Annotated in this window: 14 protein-coding genes and 3 pseudogenes; 9 read left to right on the plus strand and 8 right to left on the minus strand. The window is 69.8% G+C overall.

What is annotated here, in order from left to right; genetic code table 11:
• Nucleotides 1–439 precede the first annotated feature (439 nt).
• The 3 genes and pseudogenes from OG504_RS00525 to OG504_RS00535 all read right to left on the minus strand — a co-directional run.
• Complete coding sequence (locus tag OG504_RS00525; RefSeq protein ID WP_405987842.1) at nucleotides 440–1,378, minus strand: SDR family NAD(P)-dependent oxidoreductase; 939 nt, start codon at nucleotides 1,376–1,378, stop codon at nucleotides 440–442.
• Nucleotides 1,375–1,902, minus strand: a complete 528-nt coding sequence (locus OG504_RS00530) for an HAD family phosphatase (protein ID WP_405996637.1) — start codon at nucleotides 1,900–1,902, stop codon at nucleotides 1,375–1,377. The genes OG504_RS00525 and OG504_RS00530 overlap by 4 nt, the downstream gene beginning before the upstream one ends.
• Nucleotides 1,903–2,376: 474 nt before the next feature.
• Nucleotides 2,377–2,571 (minus strand): annotated as a pseudogene (locus OG504_RS00535) (HAD family phosphatase); the annotation flags it as partial.
• A 270-nt stretch (nucleotides 2,572–2,841) separates the two neighbouring features.
• On the opposite strand from OG504_RS00535, the gene OG504_RS00540 reads away from it, so the two are divergent.
• The 4 genes and pseudogenes from OG504_RS00540 to OG504_RS00555 all read left to right on the plus strand — a co-directional run.
• Complete coding sequence (locus tag OG504_RS00540) at nucleotides 2,842–3,894, plus strand: ScbA/BarX family gamma-butyrolactone biosynthesis protein (RefSeq protein WP_405987843.1); 1,053 nt, start codon at nucleotides 2,842–2,844, stop codon at nucleotides 3,892–3,894.
• Between the two features lie 151 nt (nucleotides 3,895–4,045).
• Nucleotides 4,046–4,579 (plus strand): DUF6192 family protein, encoded by a 534-nt coding sequence (locus tag OG504_RS00545; RefSeq protein ID WP_405987844.1) that lies wholly within the window; start codon nucleotides 4,046–4,048, stop codon nucleotides 4,577–4,579.
• 57 nt (nucleotides 4,580–4,636) lie between these two features.
• A complete protein-coding gene (locus tag OG504_RS00550) occupies nucleotides 4,637–4,978 on the plus strand; it encodes a RacP protein (protein WP_405987845.1) in 342 nt (113 codons plus the stop codon).
• A gap of 88 nt (nucleotides 4,979–5,066) precedes the next feature.
• Nucleotides 5,067–5,201: pseudogene (locus OG504_RS00555) on the plus strand (transposase); the annotation flags it as partial.
• A 222-nt stretch (nucleotides 5,202–5,423) separates the two neighbouring features.
• On the opposite strand, the gene OG504_RS00560 reads toward OG504_RS00555, so the two are convergent.
• Nucleotides 5,424–6,665: an IS110 family transposase gene (locus OG504_RS00560; protein ID WP_405996225.1), complete on the minus strand. Its 1,242-nt coding sequence runs from the start codon at nucleotides 6,663–6,665 to the stop codon at nucleotides 5,424–5,426.
• A gap of 366 nt (nucleotides 6,666–7,031) precedes the next feature.
• Here OG504_RS00560 and OG504_RS00565 point away from each other — a divergent pair.
• Nucleotides 7,032–7,486, plus strand: a pseudogene (locus OG504_RS00565) (transposase); the annotation flags it as partial.
• 145 nt (nucleotides 7,487–7,631) lie between these two features.
• Here OG504_RS00565 and OG504_RS00570 read toward each other — a convergent pair.
• Complete coding sequence (locus OG504_RS00570; protein ID WP_405987846.1) at nucleotides 7,632–8,939, minus strand: alpha/beta fold hydrolase; 1,308 nt, start codon at nucleotides 8,937–8,939, stop codon at nucleotides 7,632–7,634.
• Nucleotides 8,940–8,992: 53 nt separating this feature from the next.
• Here OG504_RS00570 and OG504_RS00575 point away from each other — a divergent pair, with 53 nt between their 5' ends.
• Complete coding sequence (locus OG504_RS00575; protein WP_405987847.1) at nucleotides 8,993–9,550, plus strand: helix-turn-helix domain-containing protein; 558 nt, start codon at nucleotides 8,993–8,995, stop codon at nucleotides 9,548–9,550.
• Nucleotides 9,551–9,731: 181 nt separating this feature from the next.
• On the opposite strand, the gene OG504_RS00580 is transcribed toward OG504_RS00575, so the two are convergent.
• The gene (locus tag OG504_RS00580) at nucleotides 9,732–10,154 is read right to left on the minus strand and encodes a hypothetical protein (protein WP_405987848.1); all 423 of its coding nucleotides are present in this window, start codon (nucleotides 10,152–10,154) and stop codon (nucleotides 9,732–9,734) included.
• A gap of 69 nt (nucleotides 10,155–10,223) precedes the next feature.
• On the opposite strand from OG504_RS00580, the gene OG504_RS00585 reads away from it, so the two are divergent.
• Together OG504_RS00585 and OG504_RS00590 are read left to right on the plus strand one after the other, a co-directional pair.
• Nucleotides 10,224–10,847 carry a TetR/AcrR family transcriptional regulator gene (locus OG504_RS00585; RefSeq protein ID WP_405996226.1) on the plus strand — a complete coding sequence of 208 codons (624 nt, stop codon included), beginning with the start codon at nucleotides 10,224–10,226 and terminating at the stop codon, nucleotides 10,845–10,847.
• Nucleotides 10,848–11,833: 986 nt separating this feature from the next.
• Nucleotides 11,834–12,415, plus strand: a complete 582-nt coding sequence (locus OG504_RS00590; RefSeq protein WP_405987849.1) for a hypothetical protein — start codon at nucleotides 11,834–11,836, stop codon at nucleotides 12,413–12,415.
• Between the two features lie 294 nt (nucleotides 12,416–12,709).
• Here OG504_RS00590 and OG504_RS00595 read toward each other — a convergent pair whose 3' ends face one another.
• Nucleotides 12,710–12,886, minus strand: a complete 177-nt coding sequence (locus OG504_RS00595) for a hypothetical protein (RefSeq protein ID WP_405987850.1) — start codon at nucleotides 12,884–12,886, stop codon at nucleotides 12,710–12,712.
• A 188-nt stretch (nucleotides 12,887–13,074) separates the two neighbouring features.
• The gene (locus tag OG504_RS00600; RefSeq protein ID WP_405987851.1) at nucleotides 13,075–14,415 is read right to left on the minus strand and encodes a cation:proton antiporter; all 1,341 of its coding nucleotides are present in this window, start codon (nucleotides 14,413–14,415) and stop codon (nucleotides 13,075–13,077) included.
• Between the two features lie 949 nt (nucleotides 14,416–15,364).
• Here OG504_RS00600 and OG504_RS00605 point away from each other — a divergent pair.
• Nucleotides 15,365–16,585, plus strand: coding sequence for a low temperature requirement protein A (locus OG504_RS00605; RefSeq protein ID WP_405987852.1), 1,221 nt, complete (start codon nucleotides 15,365–15,367; stop codon nucleotides 16,583–16,585).
• Nucleotides 16,586–16,711: the final 126 nt, after the last annotated feature.

A 16,711-nucleotide genomic window follows, 5' to 3' on the forward strand; every position in this document is an offset into this window, starting at 1 on the left:
CACCGGCCAGGCCGCCGGCCCCACACCCTCCCCGCCCGCCCCCGCCCGCCCCCGCGTCCCGTCCGACTCCGCGTCCCGTCCCCGGCACCGTCCACCGGAACCGGCACCGGCACCGGCACCGGCACCGGCACCGGCACCGGCGGTACGGCGCCCCCGCCGGCCCGTCCGCACACCGGCGCCGCGTTCCTGCCCGAGGTCTCCGCCCGCCACCGGGCACCGGCAGGCCACAGCTGCCACAGCCGCCACAGCCGCCACAGCCGCCACAGCCGCCACAGCCGCCACAGCTGCCGGGGCTGCCGGGGCTGCCGGCCCACGGTGACCGGGAGCGGGAGCGGCGGATGCCGCCGTCCGCCGCAGCCGGGACGCCTGCCCGGGGGGCGGATGCCGGGAGCCGCTGCCGGGAGCCGCTGCCGGGGTCTGCTGCCGGGGATCGGCCGTCTCACCAGGCGGTCCGCCCCCCGTCCACGGACAGGGTGGTCCCTGTGACGAAACCGGCCAGGTCGCTGCACAGCCACGCCGCCGCCTGCGCCACCTCCCGCGGGTCCGCGGCCCGCTGCTGCGGCGCACTGCGCAGCGCGCGCCCGCCGGTGTGCGGGTCCCGGAGCCGCTCCCGGACCATCTCCGAACGGGTCAGCCCCGGCGCGAGAGCGTTGACCCGGATGCCCTCGCCCGCGTACTCGACCGCGGCCGCCTTGGTCAGCCCGATCACCGCATGCTTGGAGGCGATGTAGGGGGCACCCGCCGAGGAGGCGACCAGACCGCCGACACTGCTGGTGTTCACGATCGCGCCGCCCCCGCACCCGAGCATCGCCGCGATCTCACTGCGCATGCAGTTCCACACCCCGCGCACATTGGTGTCCATCACCACGTCGTAGGCGTCGTCCTCCAGCAGATGCAGAGGCGACCGCTCCAGCCCCGCACCCGCATTGTTGAACGCCGCGTCCAGCCGGCCGTAGCGCTCCACCGCGTACTCCACCAGCCCCCGCACCTCCTCCCCCCGCCGCACATCCGCCACCCGGTAACACGCCTCGAACCCACCACCGCGCAACTCCTCCACCAGAGCACGCAGCCGCTCCTCGCGCCGCGCCGCCAGCACCACCACCGCACCCTGCTCGGCGAACACCCGCGCCGCACCCGCACCGATCCCACTGCTCGCACCCGTGATCAGCACCGCCTTCCCCGCCAACAGCCCCACACCACCCCCGAACACACCCCCGGCAGCACCCCCCTTCCCCGACACACCCGCACCCCCGCCCGCACCCGTGCCTGCCCGCATGCCCGCACCCCCGCCCATACCCGCACCCCCGCCCATGCCCGCGCTCCCGCTCCCGCTCCCGCCCATGCCCGCGTCCCCGCCCGCGCCCGTGCCGGCGTTCACCGGGCACCCGCGCCCACCGGCGGCCGCCCGCCGGCCCCCCACACCGTGTCCCGCGCGACCTCACCGTCCACCGTCCGCACCAGCGCCTCGTCTATCTCCCCCAGACACCCCACCAGGTGCCGCACCCCGTTCTCCCGCATCGCCTCCCGCTGGAACCCGTACCGGAACGCACTGGGATGCCCCACGAACGGCACCCGCAACTCCCGCGCATGCTCCGCGAACCTCGCCGCGTCATCGATGAACAGCACCTGCTCGAGCCCCAGCCCGAAACAGCCCCCCGCGATCTCCCGGATCCCCGGCCGCACCGCATCCGTGCACACATAACCCGGCCCGCTGAACCACGACCGCCACTCCCCCAGATACCGCTCGAAATGACTCTCCTCCAGCCCTCCGTAGCACACCACCTCCAACCCCAGCCCCCGCAACCGCCCCACCAGGTCCACCGCCCCCTCGTTCAGACACACCGGATGCTCCCGCAGATACTCCCCCCGCAACGCGAAATACGCCCGGATCGTCTCCTCCACACCCCCCTCCGCCTCCCCCTCCACCACCGGCCCCGCACCAGCCCCCAGCACCACATCCACCCCACCAAACCCGCCACCCACCCCAGCCCCAACAGCCCCCGCCACCCCCGCCACCCCCGGACCCGCAGGTCCCGCGCCCGCCCGGCCCCCCGCAGCCCCCCCAGGACCGGCGACTCCCGACACGCCGGCCGGCCCGGCGAACCCGTCAGCTCCTACAGCCCCCGCGGCACCGGCAGCACCGCCGCCCCAGGCATTCCCGCGCCCCGGCCCGTAACCCGCAGGGACACCGGCAGCCCCGGCAGCACCGCCCGCCCAGCCGCCCCCGGCCCCCCGCGAAGCCCCGCCGCCCCGGACAGCACCGGCCGTCCCGGCAGCCCCCGCACCCCCGGAATCCCCCCCGGCCACAGCAGCCGGGAAGCCGTCCCCGGCCGCCCGTGAAACGGCGCCGGCCCCGGCCGTACGGACGGCACGCGCGGCGCCGGTGGCCTCCGCGAGAACCCGCGCCGCGACATGACGCGGCTGGGACAACACCGCCCGCTCCAGCTCACGCGTGTACGCCACACCCCGCGACGTGACGAACCGGTGGATCACCGGACTGAACGTGTCGTTGAGGAGGACACCGTCGATATTGACGGCGGCCAGCCGGAGCGACTCCAAAGAAGCAGGCATCACGCTCTCCCTGTCACGGACTGCAGTCGGTACCCGGATCACCGGCTCCCTCACACCACAACGGACACAAAGAAAACCGTCAAGCGGGTTTTACTTGGCCTGAACCTGCGGAACGAGTGGAACTTTTTGCCGCGACACCGCAAAACGGAGTCACTTATTCACATTTCCGCCGCAAACTTGGTGAAGCCTTTGCCCTGAGCGTCAGCCAACCAAACCGGTAGGTCCGTATCTTATGGAGTCGTCAGACGCGGCTTCAAGACGGGGGCAACGATGAACCTGACCACCACCGAAAGCGGAAGAGAAACGCGGGACCTGCCCCGCCTGACCACCACGGTCCCCAAGGAGTACGTCCACCGCGCCAGCCTCGCCGAGGTCTTCCTCACCGACTGCACCGCCCGCGGCGGCCTCGGCTTCACCCTCACCGGCCAGTGGCCCCGCGCCCACACCTACTTCACCAGCCCCGACGGAACCCGCCACGACCCCCTCCAGGTCGCAGAGACGTTTCGCCAGGCCGGCATCTTCCTCGCCCACACCGAACTCGACGTCCCCCTCGGACACCACTTCGTCATGTGGGCCCTCAGCTACACCACCGACCCCCACGGCCTGCGCATCGGCCCCCGCCCCACCGACTTCACCATCACCGCCCACTACACCGAACTCGTCCAACGACGCCACACCATCAACCGCGCCACCATCGACCTCACCCTCCACCGCGACAACACCCCCATCGCCCACGGCACCGCCACCTTCTCCACCATCAGCCCCAGCGTCTACACACGCCTGCGCGGCAACACCCCCACCCCCACAACAACCACAGACACAGACACAGACACGACAGACGCAGACACGACAGACACCAGGACACGGGCAACAACCGGCATCACCACCACAGGCCCGGCCACCCCCACACCCCCCACACCCGCAATCCCCCTCCACGCCTGGGCCGCAGGCACACCCACCACACCCCACACCGTCCTCACCCCCACCCCCCACCCCCACCGCTGGCTCCTCACCCCCAACCTCAACCACCCCACCCTCTTCGACCACACCGGCGACCACATCCCCGGCATGGTCCTCCTCGAAGCAGCCCGCCAAGCCGCCCACCACGCCACCAACAACCCCGCCTACACCCCCACCAGCGCCACCACCACCTTCACCCGCTACACCGAATTCGACCACCCCTGCCACATCGACATCACCCACATCACCCCCAACAACCACACCACCACCATCCACATCACCGGCCACCAGAACAACCACACCGTCTTCACCTCCACCCTCACCGGACCCACCCCACCCACCACAAACACCACCCCACAATGACCACACCCACCACAAACACCGACAGCAACAGCAACAGCACCCAACAGCAGCACCAACAGCAGCAACAACCCCAGGCAACAAGCCCCCACCGGAACAGCTGGAAGACCGTTTCGAGCGCATCGCGCAGCCGCCGGAGCATCCTCGTGACGGGGTGGCGCGGTGGACGCAGGACGCTGCGAAACGGCAGGTCGGATGGCGGGTGGACAACCCGCAGTCCGTGCAGGAGAAGGTGGAGGCCATCCACGACCTGGCCTCCGACGAGAAGGTCGCGGCGCGGGTGGCCACCGACTTTCTGCGCCGGCCCGCGGTCGCCTTTCGGGCGGCCAGTGATGACACGGCGCGGCATCTGTTCAACAAGGCTCAGAACGACCGGTGGCGCCAGGCAGAAGATGAGGAGCCGGTCCCGGGCGGGCAGGAGAGTCCGGTCGCGCCGGTCATGCGGCATCTCGACCGGACGATCGAGTTCCTCGATCTGATCGGGGCCTGCCACAAGTTCCTGGCCGCGACCGGCCGTCCGGTGCCCCAGATGCACGGCCGTCGGCTGTCGGAGGACGAGCGGGAGCTGATCGAGAAGAACGTCACCCGGGTCCGGGCGACGTGCGCGTGGATCGAAACGGCTCTGGACAGCGGGCATCTGGATATGGACGCGGAGCTGACCAGGCTCCTTCGGGGCGAAGGTCCGTAGTCGAGGCGCAAGGGGGACGCTGCCCGTGGTCATGCCGAGGCCATCCGGCGGGTGCTGATGTCGGCGAGACCCGCGGGCCTGCACATGCCGCAGCTGGCCCGGGCCAGCGAACTGACCCGTGGCCAGGTCTGCTCCGGGCTTGCGATGCTGCGCGACCTCATCGGACAGAAGGGCTGGCCGCCGCTGATCTACGCACGTGCCGACGGCTACCAGTTCACCGCGGACGTCGTCCTGCAGTCCTACGAGCCGGCGGTGATCCACGAGAAGCTGACCGAGATCCGCAGGCTGATCACGGGCACGGTCACTGCGCACGCCGCCCTGGCCCCGCAGGACAAGTGGGTCCGCCGCATCGTCGCCCAGCTGAATTCCGTCGAGTCCACCCTCGACCTGATCGCATGACGGCCGCGCCCGGACCGGGGCGCATGTTCTGCGCCGCAGCTGCTATCCCTCGGACACCAACGACGCGGAATGGCTGCTGATCGAACCGATGCTGCCCGTCCCGGCCTGCCGGACCTCTACGGGAGGCAGGCCGGAGGCCCATCCGCGGCGGGCGGTCTGGGACGCCATCCGGTATGTGAACGATTCCGGCTGCAAGTGGAGGGCCCTGCCCCAGGACTTCCCGCCCTTCCAGACCGTGTTCGGCTTCTTCAGCCGCTGGTCGCAGGCCGGCGTCTTCAACCTGATCCGCGACCAGCTGCGGCGCCCGGTGCGCATCGCGATGGGCGCCTCCCCGCACGGGGTGGCCGTGGCGATCGATTCGCAGTCCGGCAAGGCAGCGGCCACCGTCCCCCGCTCCACCAGCGGCTATGACCCGGGCAAGAAGACATCCGATGCGGAGAACGTGTCAAGCGGCGAGGGTGAGACGGGGTTCTGGCGAGGTCGGGAAGGCTACGGCCTCGTTGAACGGGACGCGGTGAGTCAGGCAGTGGTGGAGGCAGCCGATCATTCGGTTGAAGAGGTTCCTCTGGGCGGCCGTGTGTCGATCTCCGGCCTCACGTCGGCGGTCGTAGTGAGCCCGCGCCCCATCTGAATGGGCCATCGCCGAGAAGGCCCACATGTAGCCGACCCCGGCCAGCCGCTGGTTCTTCACCCTTCGGGCCGCGACGGACACGCTCTTGCCGGAGGCCCGGGTGACCGGGGCGGAACCCGCGTAAGCCTTCAGCCCTCTGGCGTCGGCGAACCGAGTCCGGTCGTCGCCGATTTCCGCCAGAACCCGAGCTCCGCTGAGCGGACCCAGCCCTGGGAAGCTGGTGATGATCTCGGCATCAGCATGTGCCTCGAACGCCTGCACCGTGGCCTCGGCAAGATCGTCGGCGCTCGCGCAGGCAGCTTCCAACTGCCGGAGCAGCGCGATTGCCTGGCGTCCCATGGCCTCCTCGACCAGGGGAAGATGGCGCATCTGCGATGCGCGAAGTGCGCTGTGCAGACGCTCGACCTCGGTGTCGATGGTGTTCTTGCGGCCGGCCTTCTTCAGCACGGCCCGCAGTTGCGGCCGGGTCAGCTTGGCCGCCTGGCCCGGAGTTGGCGCCGCGGCCAGGAGCGCCCGGGCTATGGGGTGATAGATGCCCTCGCGGCGGTGCCCGACGGCGGCCAGGTAGCTGGGGAAGTACTCGCGCAGGTGGGAGGTCAGCTTGTTGCCGGCCTGGGTTCGGTCCCAGACGGCGTCCTGCTGGGCGCGGGCAAGGACCGCGACGGCCTGGACCACCTCCGAGTCGGCGGGAAGCATGCGGTGAGCGGCGGCGTCGGTGCGGAGAATGTTCGCCAGCACCATGGCGTCCAGGTGGTCGGACTTCTTCCGGGAGACCGTATGACGGTCCCGGTACCGGGCGGCGGCCATCGGGTTGATGGCATAGACGGGGCGGCCGGTGGCCCGGAGACAGGCGACCAGGAGACCGCGGGAGGTCTCAATGGCCACGGGGATGGAATCCTCCGAACTGTCGCCGAGCGCGGCGAGCACCTGAAGCAGCTGGTCGAGCCCTTCCGCCGAGTCATCGATGCGAGCCCGGGCCAGCAGCGAACCCGTTTCGTCAACGACGGCTATGTCGTGGTGGTCGCTGGCCCAGTCGATACCGCAGAACGCTCTCACTCGCCTCACGCTTTCTCACCGAACCTGTGTGGTGGCTGGTCACAGCCGTGCAGGGCATGCGTCTCTCTAATGGAAGGGCTCGATGGCCCGACATCCGATTAGCCGTTCATGACCCCAGCGACCAGCGGGGCCCTCGGTCTTGATCGGAGCTGATGGCTCCCGAGCACGTAAGAGGTAGTCCCCGCAGGGGGCTTGGACCACGATCATCATCGGTGATCAAGGGTTTGCTCTCGATGTCGACGGCGAGCGCCAGTACACGTCAGTCTTCTTTGAGGGCTCACGGCCCCGATCGTCGGTGGACGTTGTGCTGACGCCGGCGATCGGCATCGAGAAGGTGCTTCACCGAGCTCAGCTACCGCCCATTAGATCGTTGGCCGTAAGCGGCACATGATCGTGGACCTGAAGGGGCTGCCGCTGCTGATCATGGTGACTCCGGCGAATCTGCACGACAGCGGACCGGCCAAAGAGATCTCGTTCGGCTTCGCCTGACGCACCCCGAAATCGCCGTCGTCTGGGCCGACTCGGCCTACGCGGGCAGACTCGCCGGATGGGCGAAGACCTCCCTCAACCTCACGATCAAGACGGTGAGCAGACCGGAGGGAGCCGAGGGCTTCGTGCTGCTCCCGAGGCGCTGGGTGATCGAGCGCACCTGGGCCTGGCTGCTGCACGCGCGGCGCAATGCCCACGACTACGCGACGCTCCCCCAGCACGCGGAGGCGATGCTCACCATCGCCGCACTCACCCTCATGACCCACCGGCTCACGCGGCCCACCGCCTTCCCCGACGCCAGCACCCCGCACCTCAGCAATCCGGTCCGAGCCGCCTGAGCCGGCACCTCATGTCCCGTCGCAAAGGATCTGGTCTGCGAGACCGGCTCTGACCTGGATCGACCAGTTCAAGTGAGACGTGGAGGCATTGAAAATCCCAGATGATCTGGTCCGGGGAGAGCGGATACCTGTGTCCGTCTCAGGTGATCTGGTTCGCCTGGGGCGTTTTCGCCCGGTTGCAGGGTTCGTGCTGAAGCCGGCAGTCCAGCCATGCGGCGACGTCCGTGATGACCGCCGCGTCGACGTGCTGGGGTGCCATGTACCCGGCGGGCGTCGACGGTTCCGTCCCCGGGAAGAAAAGGTGGTCGTCGGCTTCGTGGATCTGGATGGTGACGTCCGGACGCCCGGCCAGTCCCTCTCGCCAGAGGGACAAGTCATGCTCGACGGTGACCTGGTAGTCGCGGCCGCCCTGAAGGATCAGGAGCGGCTTGTCCAGGCGGGCAGCGGTGGCAACCGGGTCGTAGGAGCGCAGGTCCAGCCAGTACGAGGCAGGAAGGCCGAACGGCAGGTCCTCCCGGGGCGTACGGGGTGACAGGGCGGTCTCGACGGTCGCGGCCTGACGGGTGATCTCCGCAAGGACCGCCTCGGAGTGCGGGCCGGGGTCGAGGGCGGCGAGGTGGCCCACGACCCGGACGGCCGCCCGGTGCATGGGCTCGGCGTCGCCCGCCAGGATCACGACGCCCGCGACGGACGGCTCGGTCTCGGCGACCCGTGGGGCGACCTTGCCGCCCATGCTGTGCCCGGCGACGAACACCCGGCCGGCATCGACGCGCGGCTCCTCCCGGAGCAGGCGCACGGCGGCAACGGCGTAGGGGACGTACTCGCGTGTCATCGTGAAGCCGTCTGCGGCGGCGACCTCCGCCGCGTGTGTGAAGGTCACCTTGTCGTGGCGCAGCACTGCCACGCAGTGGCTGGCCAGACCCCAGGCGAGGTCCTTGAGGGGCTTGTTGGGTCCGCCGGTCGCGTCCCGGTCGAAGGGACCTCCGCCGCTCAGCAGCACGACCCCGGGCCACGGGCCGTCGCCACGCGGAACGGTGACGGTGCCGGCCACGGCGAGAGCACCGGCTCCGACCGTGACGTCGTGCTCCTCGAAGGCGTCCGGATCCGCATAGGAGGGCGCAGCCCAGGGCTCGCAGGCAGGGGGCGCGAGGCGCAGCCCGTTCAGCAGGCCGGCGGAGTCGACCGACATGACGGCGCTGAACTGTCCCCGCTCGCACACCACGGGAACGCTGACACGGATCAGGTCCGGCCGCAGGCTCTCGCTCGACGGTTCGCCGAGGTCCGTGACCGGACCGGTTCCCGCTGTCTCGGCGAGCCAGGCCGCTTGGAGTGTCTCGGCGGTCAGCGCGGCACGCAACGGCGGGGCGAACAGCGCAGCGATCTCCCTGAAACGGCCATCGCGCGCCCACCCGACCACCAGCACGGCGGTCTCCTCCGCAGTCTGCATCCCCTCACCTTTCTTAGATTTGAGAAAGGTAGCATGCATGAGAAAGTGAGGAGATGGACACCTTGGAACTCCTGGCGCATCCTGTCCGCCTCCGCGTGGTCCACGCACTGCGCGGCAGGCGGGTCCTGACCACCGGGCAGCTGTGCGCTCTGATCCCGGACGTGTCCAAGGCGACCGTCTACCGGCACGTCGACCTTCTCGCCGCGGGCGGCATCCTCGACGTCGCCGACGAACGGCGGGTGCGGGGCGCCGTCGAACGCCGATACCGACTGCGGCAGGAACGCGCGGGCATCGACGCGGAAACCGCGCGTGCGCTCACCCCGCAGCACCACGAGCGGGCATTCGCTGCCGCCATGGCCGCCCTGGTCGCGGAGTTCGGCGCTTACCTGGAGCGCGAAGGCAGCGCTCCCGTGGACGACCTCGTCGGCTACCGGCAGCACGCAATCTGGCTCAGCAAGGACGAGCTCGTAGCACTGATCGGCGCGATGCAAGCCGCCATCGCGCCCCTCCTCGCCAACGAAGCGTCGGGGGAACGTACCCGATACCTCCTCAGCCCCATCCTGTTCCCCGCCGAACAGGCCGAACAGGCCGAACAGCAAGACCCGCTGTAGCCGACACCGCCGCTCGCGGTGAACCAGATCATCAGAGATGACGAGCGAATCAGACCAGATCACTTGAGACAGGAGTCAGGCCGACAGAGACGGGACACCTCACAAAGGATGCTCACCGGCCTCACGCCCCTGTCCGGTCTCGCTCAAGACGAGGCAGCGTGAGTGCCTGACCGGGGGTGCCTCAGTTTGAGCGAGACGGGGACGGGGTGGAGGTCATCTGCGCAGGGGCAGCGGCGATCAGCAGAGCGGCGAAGGCGATGGGTGCGACTGTCTGGTACCCCATCCAGACTTCGCCCCCGGTACTGCCGCCCTGCCACGCCACCAGGAAACCAGCCAGCGCCGCCAACACCCAGCCGCTGTCGTAAGCAATCATGAGCCGGGTACAAGCGCGCATCGACCGCCTGCGCGTGCATCCGACCTCGATGCCGCCGCCGATCAGCAAAGCCAAGCCTGAGACGACCATCAGCCAGACTGGCGTGCCGAGTAACCGGCCGAGCGGGGCAGCGCCGACGATGTAGACAGCGGCGAGCAACACCTTGAAAACGCCATCGGCAATGACCCCGACCGTCTGTCGGGTCACCCGCGATGCCACGACCAGGGCCATGAGAGTCCTCCTCAGAGCTCGCCCCGACTAGTCCCGTAACAAGATTACGGCAATAATCCAACTATGAGAATGACGAGAGCGGAGGCCAAGGAACGCAACCGCCGGGCGTTGCTGGACGCTGCGTTCCAGGTCGTGTCCCGCGACGGGTACCGGGCCAGGCTTGATGAGATCGCCGAACGCGCCGACGTGACCACCGGCGCCATCTACTCGCTGTTCGGGAGCAAGAACGGCCTGGTGGTCGCCTTGGTCGCCGACTACCTGCGGCCGTACTACGAGGAAGTCGAGCAGGCCGTTCCCGCTGGACTCGATCTACTGGAAGCGGTCGACGCCTTCGCCCGGTACTACCGGCGCAGTTGCGACGCCCCGGACGCACTGTCTCGCCTGTCCCTCCAGATCACCCTGCTGGACATGGCCCTGCATGACCCAGACTTGGGATCCCAACTCGCCGCGTCCATCCGGTCGCAGGAAAACCTTCTCATTGCGCTGTTCACCGGAAGGTCGCACAACGGAAGCACCGTGACGCCGCAACAGGCGCAACGCCTGACCACCGCGCTCAGAGCACTGTTCGCCGGGCTCAGCCAGGGCGTCCCCCTCGGTCTTGCCCCTGGAGCCGACGAGCAGTACTTCACCGACACCGCCCGCGCTCTGGCATCCCAGATGTCCCTCGTCGATCACGACACGGATGCTTCGTGATGGTCAGTCAAGATGAGGCACGACCGAGACACCCCACCAGATGCCCGAGATTGAGCGAGACATGCAACCAGACGCCTCACGACGACCGGGCTGCCTCAGCTACACAAAGACACGACAGTCCCCTTCAACCTCACCCACTCGATCTCCGCCCCCATACCCACCCCCCACTCGCCCACCCCCCACAGACAACCCAACAGCGACGCTCAAAGACGGGTTCCCAGCAAACCCACGCAAAGCAGAACGACCAACACCACCGTCCCGGCCCGGTCGGGCCGGGTCGGGTCGGGTCGGGCCGGGTCGGGTCGAGAGAGACAGCCACCGAGAAAAGGCCGACAGCGTGCCAGAAGGTGCCGTTGCCCCGACGGCCCTGACACACGGAGGCGACCGCCGCCTCACCTCGGACAGCACTTCGCCGGCAAACCAGTCCCACGCAGTGACAATGCAGCTCCAGACGGTTCCGTCAGTGTCGTCGAACACGCCCACCCCGACTACCGGACCACAACCAGCACAGACGAGGAAGCCGAGCAAGTCGGCCGTGCCGTGGAAGATGACGTCCTGGCCGTCGGCGACGGTGTTGCCGGGAATGCCTGCGCCGACCTCCGGCACGGCGAAGGTCTCACCCGAGACAAAAACGCCCGCACCGCACCCCGCACCCGCCGCGGTGAGGGCGGACTGCGAGTAACCGGCGTTGCCGCCATCGACGTTGCCCGCGCCGGTGCCGCCGTCGGCGCTGACCGCCACGTTGCCGGAGGATACGGCCATCCAGGAGTGGTGCACGGCCGGGTCCAGACAGATCTACCGCGGGCCCGGACGCTTCGCACCGGCCGCGACATCACCAGCGGTACGGGCGAAGGCATAGGACGTGAGGGGCGAGGCAGCGTCCTCGATGCGACAGGAACCGCCCTTTCATGCAATGCAATGCCACGCCACGGACCCACCACACCAGCTCACAGAGCCTTCGGTGTGACATCCAGGTGAGAGAGACCTTGACCGTTCCAGTGCGAGACAACACCGGGCTGTTCGCACCCCGGCCCAGGACTTTCACCCGCGCCCGCAGCAGACGCATCCGCGGCCGGAACATCCCCGACTTCCCCGGAGCCCAGGCGGTGCCCCTGAAGATGGCCACCGAACACCACCTCGGACAGACCCGGCACTTCCACACGGAAAAAGCACCCGGCTCACGCCGCCCCACCCCGCCCCCGGACGAGCATCTGATGCACCCCGAGGCACTCACAGATCTCCCACAGACGACACCGACCCCGTACGAAGCCCTGAAGCGGGCAGGACTGCCCACGCCGCCACGACCGCGGCTGGCGCCCACCTGGATGTCCGCCGGCCAGGGCAGCTGTCACGAATGCCTGGCCCGGACGAACGAGCGGGACCAGCGGTGCGCGCCCTGTCCTGACCGGGGCACCGGCCGCCGGGCGGGCCCGTGCCACCGGCGCGGCCAACCGCTGCCGTTGCGCGACGCCCCCTGCCGGCGCTGCGTGCTCACCGAAGCGGAGACCGACTACGGCCTCGACGGCATCCGCCTGGACCCAGTCGCCGTCATCATCTGCGGATCCTGACCTGCGGCCGGTGCGGTGCTCCACCGTCCTCGCCCAGCAGCACTTGGGGCGCGCCGCGGACTCCCTGCACCTGACCCAGTCGTCCCGGAGCCGGCAGATCGACCGGCTGAACCCGATGACGCGCCGGGTCACTCCCTGCTGACAGCTGTGCCCGGTGACCTTGCTGATGACCGTCCCGGCCAGGACCCGGGCACTCGCGGAGGCAGGTGCGTCGCCGCCCTCGGGGCCGAGGGCGCGGGGTGTGGAAGGAAACCCCATTGCGCGGACCGGGCCGCAACCACCGTCCGCCGGCGGTCAGTTGGCGTCGCCGGCTGCTCCGAGGACCTCGTCCGCCGCGCGCCAGGACGGTGGCGTACCGCGACCGGAAGGGAAACGGATCGCCTTCGGGCCGGCGAACTCGCGCAGGGCCTCGATGGAATGCTCCCGGCCGAAGCCGCCGTGCCTGGTCCCGCCGAAGGCGGGTGCCCACAATCCCGCGGAAGTACTTGTTCACGAACACCATGCCGACACCGATCACGCGGGCCAGCGCAACGCCCCGGAAGAAACCCGGAAGAAAAAGGTCCCGGAAGAAGGTCCCGGAAGAAGAAGGCCGGCGAGGCGCACCACATCCCCCACACCCGGGCGATGCCCGCCCACTCCTGATCGCCACCACCCCCACATCAGCGCCAGAGCCCGGAACGTGTGCCGGACCCCGCTGAAGGCCGCCCCAGCCGGTCCGCCCCGCGCTCGGGTACGGCGCTCTCCTCCGGGCGGCCGGTGTCCGCGGGGCGGCCGGTGTCCGCGGGGCGGCCGGTGTCCGCGGGGCGGCCGATGATCCAGCTCAGCAGCGGGCCCGCCATCGCGGTCGTGACGACGGCCATCACCACCATCAGCGAGTACAGGTCCCGGCCCAGGAAGCCCAGCTGCAGGCCCACGTCGAGGACGATCAGCTCGGTCAGGCCCCGGGTGTTCATCAGCGTCGCGAGCGCGGCGGACTGCCGCACCGGCAGCCGGTTGAGACGGGCGGCGGCGAACGCGCCGGCGAACTTGCCGCCGACCGCCACCAGCAGGATGAGCCCCAGCGTGCCCAGCCCGGCCACATCCAACCCGGACAGGTCGACCTGGAGACCGGCGATCAGGAAGAACACCGGCAGGAGCAGGGTGTCACTCAACCCGCCCAGCCGCTCGTGGACATCGGCGCGCAGCCGTTCGCCACCGGCGCGCGGCACGATCACACCGAAGAGGAACGCGCCGAAGATGTAGTGCAGACCCACCCACTCGGTGGCGGCGGCCGACAGCAGCAGACCCACCAGGACGGCCGCGAACACGGTCGGGGTCAGTGCCAGGGCGGGCCGGCGGGCCACGAAACGGCGTAGCAGGGGCCGTACGACGACGAGCATGCCCAGCAGATAAGGGACGGCGAGCAGGATGCGCCACCGGCCGGGGCCGGCCGAACCGCTGGCGGCGACCGCACCGGCCAGCAGCGTCCAGGCCAGAACGTCGTCGACGGACGCACACGCCAGCGCCACCACGCCCAGCGGGGAGCGGGTCATACCCCGGTCGGTGAGGATGCGGGCCAGCACCGGGAACGCCGTGACCGACATGGCGATGCCCATGAACAGCACGAACCCCGTCCGGCCACCCGTGCCGTATTCGTCCATCAGATACAGCGCCAGCAGTACCCCCAGACCGAACGGCAGCAGGACGGAGCCGAGCGACACGGCCGCGGCGAGGCCCCCGCTGCCGCGGACCATCGCGGCGTCCCACTGCAGACCGACCAGGAACATGAAGCACGCCACACCGACCGCGGCCAGAGCGCCCAGCAGCGGCCGGATACCGGCCGGGAACAGCACGTCGCAGAGCGCCCCGTGGAAAAGCGTCGGACCCAAAGCGATACCGGCGAGGACCTCGCCGATCACCGCGGGCTGCTTCAGACGCCGGGCCAGCGCACCCAGCAGACGGGCCAGCAGCACGACGACAGCCAAGCCCAGCAGGAGGGAGGAGGTCTGATGGGTGGTCACGGCGATGGGTCTCCGTCTCCATAGGGTGGATTCCGGCCCGGGAGCAGAGCAAGAGTGACGCCGCGGCACGCCGGCGGCGGACGGCCGGCGGTACGGGGGGCGGGACAGACGGACAACCCGACGCCCACTGTGTGCAGTCACCGGACATTTCCCTACAGACAAGTAGAGACAAGGGGAAGGCCGGGGGGCGCGGGGCGCGGGGGCCGGACGGGGCGGGCGCCGCAACGGAGCCGGGCGGCGCAGGGGCCACAACGGCGGCCGCGGGCACAGAGGTCGCACGGAGCGGTCTCCGACTCGCCGTGCCTCCTCCTCGGGGTGTCTCCTCCCGGGGACCGCGTCACAGAGACTCCGGCACAGCGGCGTGCCGACCGGTGTTGGGACCTGCGGCCAGGTCCCAACACCGGTCGGGGACAGCCGGGCGACGGTGAAGAGCAGCATGAACCGGGCCTCGGAGCGGTCGGGTCCGATCCGTTCCTCGCCCGCCTTGCGCTCCCACGGCCCCCGCACCGCATCCAAGGCGAGGCGAGGCGCGGTCCGACAACCCCGCCGCCCAGGCCAGCCACCCCGGACAGCCGCACCGGCCCGGCGCCGCGGACCGAAACCACAGCAACCGCAACACCGGACCCCGCAACGACGGAGCCAGCAACCCAAACCACGGCAGCCACACCGACAGCAGCCGGCCAATCGCCCCCGGGAACCCCCGTGGTCGGACCCGTCCACACGCCAGCCCCCGAAGCCCGCAGCGGTGCCCAGCACCGGCCGAGCCGACAACGGTCCTGGTTCCGACCGCAGTTGCGCGACGGCCGCATCTCGGAATGGCACGACAGGACTGCCGACCCGGCCGCCAGCGGCTTCGGGCGGGCAAAAGGCCCGTCCCGGCAACCGGTCGCAGCAGCAGTAGCAGGCGATTCCGGCTCGCAAACCGTCGCCGACAGGGCATGGTGATGCCGTGAGCGACGACAACACGACCCCACCGGCCCCGCAACCGACCTCGGAGGACAACCGGCACGCCAGCTGGCTGGAACTGTTCTTCGACCTGGTCGCCGTGGCGGGCGTGGCACAGATCGCACACCTGCTGCACGGCGTCCCGGACATGTCCGACCTGGGCCTGTACGCGCTGCTGTTCCTCGCCTTCTGGACGGCCTGGATCTGCTTCACCCTCTACGCCAACGTGGCCTACGAGAACACCCACGTACGAACGGTGCTGGCCGCGATGTTCGGCATGGCCGTCATGGCCGCTGCGGTGCCGGGGGTGCATGAGGGCGACGACCGGCACGCGCGGGTGTTCGCCCTCGCCTACGTCCTGATCCGGGTCCTGGCGAGCCGGGCCTGGCAGCACCGCCGCCAGGTCCTTGTCGACTGGCCCGCCGCTCAGATGTCGCTCGGCGTCATCCCCTGGACCGTCTCCCTCTGGGCGCACGATCCCACCCGCCACTGGCTCTGGGCCCTTGGCATCGCTCTCGATCTGTACGTCACGTTCGCGGTCTCCGCACGCGACATCGCCGAACACCAGGAAGCCCGGGAACGCCACCAAAGCCGAACCTCCCGGCGCGATTCCGCACGCGGCACGTCGCTCGCACGGTCACAGACGGAGCACCTGAGCGAACGGCTCGGCCTCTTCGTCATCATCGTGCTGGGCGAGGGCGTCGCCCAGATGGTCGAAGCCACCTCCGACGCCCAGTGGGACAAAAAGCTGTACCTGCTCGCCGTCGCCGCGTTCTTCCTGCTCGCCACACTGTGGGCCTTGTCCTTCGGACACGGCTACGCAGGAGTGCCGCACCTGGCGGCAGGGGTACTGCCCGCCCGCGCGGCACTGCCCCTGCACTGTTCCGTGTCCGGCTGCCTCGCCGCCCTGGCCGCCGCACTCGGAGCCGCGGCCGGACACCTGGCAACGCTCCCGGACACCACCCGATGGCTGCTGTGCACGTCACTGGCCGGATACTTCATGCTCAGCGGACTCGCCTGGCTCGGTCGAGCCAGGCGGGAACAACGATGGCTGCTGTCCGTGGCCCTCCCCTGCTTTCTACTGCCCCTGCTGCTGGCCGCGTTCGGCACACACGTCCCCACCGTGACCCTGGTCTGGCTGCTCGTCCTGATCACCCTGTGGCCCATCCTCTACGAACGACACACGACAAAACTGCCCAAAAAGGCCGCAAGGACCGGGACCTGAGCCGTACGGCGAGGCTGTACCGACGGCGCGGACACGGGCAGGCGGACTCCCCCGACACCAGGAGAAACGGGACCACCACAAGCAGTCCCAGACATGACCGACCGGATGCCTCTCCGGACCGGAGCA

Origin of the sequence: Streptomyces sp. NBC_00986 (assembly GCF_045162565.1) — a bacterium.
Classification (GTDB): Bacteria; Actinomycetota; Actinomycetes; order Streptomycetales; family Streptomycetaceae; genus Streptomyces.

Bases quoted from the DNA above. Each gene is read 5' to 3' on its own strand.
- OG504_RS00570 (WP_405987846.1), bottom strand. From the start codon at position 8,939: ATGCAGACTGCGGAGGAGACCGCCGTGCTGGTGGTCGGGTGGGCGCGC.
- OG504_RS00580 (WP_405987848.1), bottom strand. From the start codon at position 10,154: ATGGCCCTGGTCGTGGCATCGCGGGTGACCCGACAGACGGTCGGGGTC.
- OG504_RS00550 (WP_405987845.1), top strand. From the start codon at position 4,637: ATGTCGGCGAGACCCGCGGGCCTGCACATGCCGCAGCTGGCCCGGGCC.
- OG504_RS00540 (WP_405987843.1), top strand. From the start codon at position 2,842: ATGAACCTGACCACCACCGAAAGCGGAAGAGAAACGCGGGACCTGCCC.
- OG504_RS00585 (WP_405996226.1), top strand. From the start codon at position 10,224: ATGACGAGAGCGGAGGCCAAGGAACGCAACCGCCGGGCGTTGCTGGAC.
- OG504_RS00575 (WP_405987847.1), top strand. From the start codon at position 8,993: ATGGACACCTTGGAACTCCTGGCGCATCCTGTCCGCCTCCGCGTGGTC.